The following is a 4964-nucleotide window of genomic DNA, read 5'->3' as shown; positions in this document are numbered from 1 at the left end:
GATCTTCCGCCGCGTCGCGGCGGAAGATCAGGTGGCGTGCGTCACTTTGGCTTGCGCGCGGGCGGCGCCGGGTAGAAATTGGGACGGGCGTCCCAGTTTTTTGGGTTGGGGCGTTCCCGTCACGAACCCCCCACACACACGCGGAAGGACCCCCACGCCATGCCCAATCCGTACGCGCAGATCTTCGCGGTGCGTGGAGCCAAGGGCTTCACCGCCGCCGGGCTCATCGGGCGCATGCCCGTGGCCATGACCAACATCGGCATCATCACGATGCTCTCCACCACCCACGGCAGCTACGCCCTGGCGGGCGCGGTGGCCGCCGCCTTCACCCTGTCCATGGCGCTGATCACCCCGCAGGTCTCGCGTCTGGCCGACCGCCACGGACAGCGCCGCGTCCTGCCCCCCGCGGCCGCCGTCAGCGTCGCGTCCCTGCTCCTGATGCTGCTGTGCGTGCGGTTCGACGCGCCGTACTGGACGCTCTTCGCGTTCGCGGTCCCCGCCGGGACCATGCCGAACATGTCCGCGATGTCCCGCGCGCGCTGGACCGAGCTGCTGCGCGGCTCACCCCGGCTGCACACCGCCTACTCCTTCGAGTCCGTGGCCGACGAACTCACCTTCATCACCGGCCCGGCGCTGTCGGTGGTGCTGAGCACCATGGCCTTCGCCCAGGCCGGTCCGCTGGCCGCGGCCGCCTTCCTGGCCCTGGGCGTCACCCTGTTCGTGGCCCAGCGCGGTACGGAGCCGCCGCTCCAGGCTCCCGAGGCGTCCGGGACCAAGGGCGCGGGCGCGCTCAGCGGCGCCCTCCTGGTCCTGGTGCTGACCCTGCTCGCGGGAGGCGTCATCGTCGGCTCGGTCGACGTGGTCGCGGTGGCCTTCGCCGAGTCGCTCGGCGTGACCAGCGCCACCGGCGTCGTGCTGTCGGCCTACGCGCTCGGGTCGGCGATCTCCGGGCTGACCTTCGGGGTGCTCGACCTGCCTTGGCGGCTCCACATGATGCTGATCGTGGCCGTGGCCGGGACGTTCGCGACCACCCTCCCCTTCCTGGCGGTCGGTAGCATCTGGACCCTGTCCGTGGCCGTGTTCTTCGCGGGGATCTTCTTCGCCCCCACGATGATCCTGGTGATGACGCTGATCGAGCGGACCGTACCGCCGTCCAAGCTGACGGAGGGCATGACCTGGGCCCTGACCGGCCTGACCATCGGTACCGCGATCGGCACCTTCTCCTCGGGGCTGGCGGTGGAGGAGAGCGGCACCACGGGCGGCTTCCTCGTCGCGGTCGCGGCCGGCGCCCTCGCCCTGGTCCTGACCCTGGTGTTCGCCCCCCTCCTGGCCCGGGCCCAGGCGAGGGCCGAGCGGGCGCAGGAGGAACAGGCCGCGGAGGAGGCGGCCGGTACCGCCGGGTGAGCGCTCCCGGGGGCCCGCGCCGACCTCCGCCCCGCGGCGCCACCCGACCCGAACCGGAGGAGAAGCGTTGAAGCAGTCGGACGGACGCCGCCTGAAGGGCGAGCAGCGCCGCCAGGCCCTGATCGAGGCCACCCTGCGCGTCATCGAACGCGACGGGGTCGCCGGGGTCAGCCACCGCACGGTCTCCCAGGAGGCGGGGGTGCCCACCTCCGCCACCACCTACTACTTCACCGGCCTGGGAGACCTGCTGACCGCGGCCCTGACCGGTGTGATGGACGAGGACTCCGAGCGGATGCGCCGCATGTCCTCGGGGGGCGACCGCCGACGCGACCTGGCCGAGCTGCTGTCCAAGGTCGCCTCCGACCCTGGCCGACTGCTGGCCGAGTACGAGCTGTTCCTGCTGGCCGCCCGCCAGCCCCACCTGCGTGAGGCCACGGACCGCTGGCTGGCCGCGGTCTCGGCCTTCGCGCGGTGCTACACCGACGACCCCGTACGGGTGCGGAACGTGGCGGCGGTCATCGACGGCATCCTCCTGCACACCCTGCTGAGCGACCACAAACCCGACGCCGACGAGTTCGAGGCCCTGCTGGAGGACGTCCTTCCGCGCGCGCCCCGGACCTGAGGCGGGCCGTCCGCAGAGCCCCCCTCCTCTGTGGTGCGGGGCGCGCCCCGGAAGGAGGGGCTCAGGCCGTCCGGGCGGGCGCGCGGCCCAGGAGGGCCGTGGTGAGCGCGCCCAGGGCCAGCGCGGCGGCCAGCCACAGGAGCGCGGTGCCGCCCGCGCCGTCCAGGACCGGGCCGCCCACCAGCGCGCCCAGCGCGATGCTGCCGTTGAACACGCCGACGAACAGCGACGAGACGGCCTCGCGCTCCTCGGGGGCCGCGCGCATCATCCAGGTCTGGGCGCTGACGGACACCCCGCCGTAGGCCAGACCCCACACGACCATGAGCACCCCCGCCCCCAGGACCGTGACGCCGATCCAGGGGAGGAGGAACACCGATCCGCCCAGGGCAGCGCTGAGCACCACGAGGGTGGCGCGCGGGGCCCGGACGGCGCGCGGGCCGGAGGCGAAGTTGCCGACGACACCGGCCAGGCCGTAGACCAGCAGCATCGTGCCGATCAGACCCGCGCTGACCCCCGCCGTCGTCTCCAGGACGGGGCGGACGTAGGTGTAGGCGGCGAAGTGGCCGGTCACCAGGAGCACCGCGAGGAGCAGGCCGGTGACCACCCTGGGGTTGCGCAGCAGGCCGGTCACGCCGCTCAGGCGGGCCGCCCGCTCGGAGGGCAGGCGCGGCAGCAGCACGACCATGGCGACCGCGACGGACAGGGCCAGCACCGCGAAGGCCGCGAAGGCGGCGCGCCAGTCGGTCAGGGCCCCGATGTAGGCGCCCACCGGCACGCCGAACACCGAGGCGACGGCGATCCCGCTGAAGACGGCGGCGGTCGCCGACCCCACCGACCGCTCGGGCACCAGCCGGGGCGCGAGCCCCGCCGCCAGCGCCCAGACACCGCCCATGCCCAGGCCGACGAGCACGCGTGCCGTGACCATGACCGCGAAGTTCGGCGCCCACGCCGACAGCAGGTTGGCGGCGGCGAGCAGGAGCATGAGAGCCACGAGGACGGCCTTGCGGTCGGCGCGGCCGACGAGGGTCGGGACGAAGGGCGCGGTGGCCGCCGCCACCAGGCCGGTGACGGTCAGGGTCAGCCCGGCGGTGCCCTCCGTGACCTCCAGGGAGGCGCCCATGGGGGTCAGCAGTCCGACGGGCAGCATTTCGGTGGTGACGACGGTGAAGGTGCCGAGGGTCACCGCGACGACGGCGGACCATCCCCGGACGGGGGAGGGCACGGGTGGAGAGGCCTGGGGAGACGAGGTCGTGGACATGCCCCGAGTCAAGTGCCCTCCCGGTCGCCGAACAACGGCGAATCCCTCATACTTCGATCAGCCGGGCTCATCGATCCCGGAGTCCGCGGCCGCGGCGCCCGGGCACCGACGCCGGAAGGGTACGGCCGTGGCGCGTGAGATCGACTTCCACGAGATCGAGTGCTTCCTGGTGCTGGCCGAGGAACTCCACTTCGGCCGTACCGGCGAACGCCTCCGCGTCTCCCAGAGCCGGGTCAGCCAGCTGATCCGCTCGCTGGAGGGCCGGGTCGGCGCGCGCCTGGTGGAGCGCACCAGCCGCCGCGTCCGGCTGAGCGAGTTCGGCGCGGACTTCCTGGAGTCCCTGCGCCCGTCCTACGGTGCGCTGGTCAGCGTGTTCGAGGACGCCCGCTCCCGGGCGCGCTCCACGGTCGAACGGGTGCGGATCGGATTCCAGGGGGCCGTCTACGAGCCGCTGGCGCGGGCGCTCACCGTGTTCGAGCGGCGCAACCCCCCGGTCGCGGTCGACCTGGTGGAGATCCCGCTGGCCGACCCCTTCGGCGCCGTGCGGGAGGGCGGGGTGGACGCGGCCGTGGTCCTGACCCCCGTGCGGGAACCCGACCTGACCCTGGGCCTGACCTTCTCCCGGCAGCCGCAGACCCTGGCCCTGTCCAGCTCCCACCCGTTCGCCGGGCGGGAGGAGATCGGCGCGGAGGAGCTGGCCCGTGTGCGGCTGGTCCCGCTGGCCGGACGGGCGCCCGCGTACTGGCGGCAGGTCAACTCGCCCCGGGTGACCCCGGGCGGGGCGCGCATCCCCCAGGAGGGAGGGGCGGTCACGCTCCAGGAGGGGTTGTCGCTGGTCGCGGCGGGCCGGGGCGCCCTGCTGGTGTGCGGAGCCGCCGCCGAGTACAACCGCCGGCCGGACGTGACCTACGTGCCGGTCACCGGCCTGGCCGCGTCGGAGCTGGCGCTGGTCTGGCGGACCGCGGCACGGGGGTCGCGGCTGACGGCCTTCGCCGCCGTGCTGGCCGAGACGGTCGCCTGACCCCGGGGACGGACGATCGCCCGGCCCGGGGACGAACGCCTTCGCGGTGTCCGGGTTCCCCGGGGCAGGGGCGTGTCGCCGACCCGCGGGCCCCCTCGGGAGCGGAGTAGCCTCGGCGGGGAGAGGGAGGATCACCATGACAGGACAGGGCAGGACACCCGGACCCGACCACCCGATCACCGTCGAACCCACGGGTGCGCGCGTCGTCGCACGGGTCGGGGACCGGGTCGTCGCCGACACCGAGGACGCGCTGACCCTGCGGGAGTCCGTCTACCCGCCGGTTCAGTACGTTCCGCTCGCCGACGTGGACTCCGCGGTGCTGCGGCCGAGCGCGACCACCACACACTGCCCCTACAAGGGCACCGCGACCTACCGCACGCTCGCGGTCGGGGAGGGTGAGGAGCTGGTCGACGCGGTGTGGGCGTACGAGGAGCCCTACCCGGCGGTCGCGGAGATCGCCGGGTACGTCGCCTTCCAGCCGGACGGGGTCCGGGTCACCGTCGATTCCTGAGAGGTGGCACGGCGGGCGGCGCTCACTGGAGGCCGTCTTCGCTTCGGGGACCGTGCGGTGCGAGAGCTGGTCCGGGGACCCGCGCCTGTCCGCCGGATGAGCCGCACGCCGGTGCCGCCGTGCCCCGTGCGGCAGCTGTGGCACCCGG

At 74.0% G+C, this 4964-nt stretch carries 5 protein-coding genes; 4 read left to right on the top strand and 1 reads right to left on the bottom strand.

The annotated features are described in order from the left end of the window. The first annotated feature begins 159 nt into the window (after positions 1-159). Together DQW06_RS21490 and DQW06_RS21485 are read left to right on the top strand one after the other, a co-directional pair. The gene (locus DQW06_RS21490) at positions 160-1404 is read left to right on the top strand and encodes an MFS transporter (protein WP_071621917.1); all 1245 of its coding nucleotides are present in this window, start codon (positions 160-162) and stop codon (positions 1402-1404) included. Between the two features lie 121 nt (positions 1405-1525). Beyond that, positions 1526-2026, top strand: coding sequence for a TetR family transcriptional regulator (locus DQW06_RS21485; protein ID WP_081461778.1), 501 nt, complete (start codon positions 1526-1528; stop codon positions 2024-2026). Positions 2027-2087: 61 nt separating this feature from the next. On the opposite strand, the gene DQW06_RS21480 is transcribed toward DQW06_RS21485, so the two are convergent. Continuing rightward, positions 2088-3284, bottom strand: coding sequence for an MFS transporter (locus tag DQW06_RS21480; RefSeq protein ID WP_071621918.1), 1197 nt, complete (start codon positions 3282-3284; stop codon positions 2088-2090). Between the two features lie 127 nt (positions 3285-3411). On the opposite strand from DQW06_RS21480, the gene DQW06_RS21475 reads away from it, so the two are divergent. After that, the gene (locus DQW06_RS21475; protein WP_013152710.1) at positions 3412-4305 is read left to right on the top strand and encodes a LysR family transcriptional regulator; all 894 of its coding nucleotides are present in this window, start codon (positions 3412-3414) and stop codon (positions 4303-4305) included. Positions 4306-4441: 136 nt separating this feature from the next. Continuing rightward, entirely contained in the window at positions 4442-4816 is a 375-nt protein-coding gene (locus DQW06_RS21470) for a DUF427 domain-containing protein (protein WP_117199183.1), read from the top strand. The last annotated feature ends 148 nt before the right edge of the window (positions 4817-4964 follow it).

The organism is Nocardiopsis sp. TNDT3 (assembly GCF_003427465.1).
Classification (GTDB): Bacteria; Actinomycetota; Actinomycetes; order Streptosporangiales; family Streptosporangiaceae; genus Nocardiopsis; species Nocardiopsis dassonvillei.
This window is presented reverse-complemented; position numbering and strand designations above follow the sequence as displayed.